Origin of the sequence: Streptomyces sp. NPDC050743 (assembly GCF_044456925.1) — a bacterium.
Lineage (GTDB): Bacteria > Actinomycetota > Actinomycetes > Streptomycetales > Streptomycetaceae > Streptomyces.
Map to the genome: position 1 here is coordinate 1 of NZ_JBITGJ010000316.1, position 1707 is coordinate 1707.

At 67.9% G+C, this 1707-nt stretch carries 2 protein-coding genes; one reads left to right on the top strand and one right to left on the bottom strand.

What is annotated here, in order from left to right; translation table 11 throughout:
• Positions 1 to 272 precede the first annotated feature (272 nt).
• Positions 273 to 1103 carry an IS5 family transposase gene (locus ACIBJF_RS53310; RefSeq protein WP_399185102.1) on the top strand — a complete coding sequence of 277 codons (831 nt, stop codon included), beginning with the start codon at positions 273 to 275 and terminating at the stop codon, positions 1101 to 1103.
• Here ACIBJF_RS53310 and ACIBJF_RS53315 read toward each other — a convergent pair.
• Positions 1021 to 1587: a hypothetical protein gene (locus ACIBJF_RS53315; protein ID WP_399185103.1), complete on the bottom strand. Its 567-nt coding sequence runs from the start codon at positions 1585 to 1587 to the stop codon at positions 1021 to 1023. The two genes, ACIBJF_RS53310 and ACIBJF_RS53315, sit on opposite strands and share 83 nt — an antisense overlap.
• Between the last annotated feature and the right edge of the window lie 120 nt (positions 1588 to 1707).

Sequence of the window (1707 nt, forward strand, 5' to 3'; positions counted from 1 at the left end):
AGTGCGTTGTGGCAAACCGGATTTCGTTCGAAGTGTGCGGCGCGGGTGATCATCTGGACAGAGGTACGGGTGCGGCCGTGGGCATGAAAGAACGGGCCCCTTGGTAGTGACGCGGTTACGACACCCAGCACGACCAAGGAAGCCCGTTGCCTGATCAGTTGAGCAGTACCACTGTGCCTGCGTCCACCGCGGTCACCCCTGGGTGTGACTGCTACGTGCACCGGTTCGGTTCGATCGCTCCGGGGCTGCGGACAGGCTGCTATCCGAGTGACATGACGGATGCGGAGTGGGCCGAGGTCCGCTCCGCGATGCCGGTGCCGGCCTGGCTCCTCAAGCGGGGCGGGCGTCCGGAGGCGTACTGCCACCGCGAAATGCTCGACGCTGTGCGTTACCTGGTCGACAACGGAGTGAAGTGGATGGCTATGCCGGTCGACTTCCCGCACTGGCGGGCGGTCTACGACTTCTTCCGCCGCTGGCGGGCCTGCGACTACGTGCGTGAACTGTACGAACGCCTGCGCCGCACGTCGAGGGAACGCTCAGGCCGCAACACCGAGCCCAGCGCGGGAATCATCGACAGTCAGTCGGTGGACGCCTCCGAGACCGTCGGCGAGGACAGTCGCGGATACGACGGCGGCAAGTCACGTGACGGGCGCAAGCGCCACATCCTGACCGATACCGAGGGCCTGCTCCTGGAGGTGACCGTGACCACGGCCGATGTGCATGACTCCAAGGCCGCCCCCGCGCTGCTGGAGACGTTCATGGACCAGCCGGGCCGGCTGTTGAAGCTGGTGTGGGTCGACAGTGCCTACCAGGGTCCGGCGCTGGCGAAGGCGTTCGCCCGTCACGGAGTCCGGATCCAGGTGGTGCGCCGCGCCGATGGGCAACGCGAATTTGTTGTACTGGCCCGCAGGTGGGTGGTGGAGCGCACGCTGAGCTGGCTCTCCCGCTCGCGCCGCCTCAACCGCGACCACGAACGCCGCCTCGACCACCACGCCCAGATGGTGTGGTGGGCCGCCGTGATCAGGCTGTCCCGGCGCCTGGCCGGAGACGCTCCGCGCTGGCCGGAGAAACGCCCAGGCCGACTGCTCCGGGCGCGGGCATGAACCGTCCGTCCTTCGCCCGCGCCAGCCAGCCTCTCTTCTCCAGCACGTAGGCACGGTGACGGATCTTCTCCACCTCGTTCTTGATCTCCGCTTCCCGGCCCACCGCCCGCGTCAGCTCCACCCCGTTCACCGGCCCCGAAGCAGCCACCGCAGCGGCGAACACCTCCCGATACAGGCCGCTGAGCGCCTCCTCGCCCATGCCCGACCGCCACACCGGCGGCGTCTCGCCATGCCCCGCGCCCAAGCCGCTCGATCCCACGGCGGCATCCATCTCACCACCAGAAGGCGCAGAAACCGGCATATTCACCGGGCTCTCCTCTGCCAGCACCGACACGAGTTCCTCACGCCCCACCCGGGCCCGCTCGACTCGCTCCCGCGCGGCATCCACTTCCGCCTGAGCCTGCTCCAGAACCTCCGTCCAGGACTCCAGATCCTGCCTCGCCCGCGCCTCACGCCGTTCCATCAACCCCAGCACCGACGGCATCGCACCCTCCTCGATCCACAGCAAGCCGTCCGCTGCCTGCCCCTACCCCTCCGCGATCATGCCCCGCACACGAAGAAGCCCCTGTTCATCGAACAGGGACTCCCTTTGCCACAACGCACT

What these genes read in the sequence shown, in the direction of transcription:
- ACIBJF_RS53315 (WP_399185103.1), bottom strand. Translation starts at nt 1,587, where the DNA reads ATGCCGTCGGTGCTGGGGTTGATGGAACGGCGTGAGGCGCGGGCGAGG.
- ACIBJF_RS53310 (WP_399185102.1), top strand. Translation starts at nt 273, where the DNA reads ATGACGGATGCGGAGTGGGCCGAGGTCCGCTCCGCGATGCCGGTGCCG.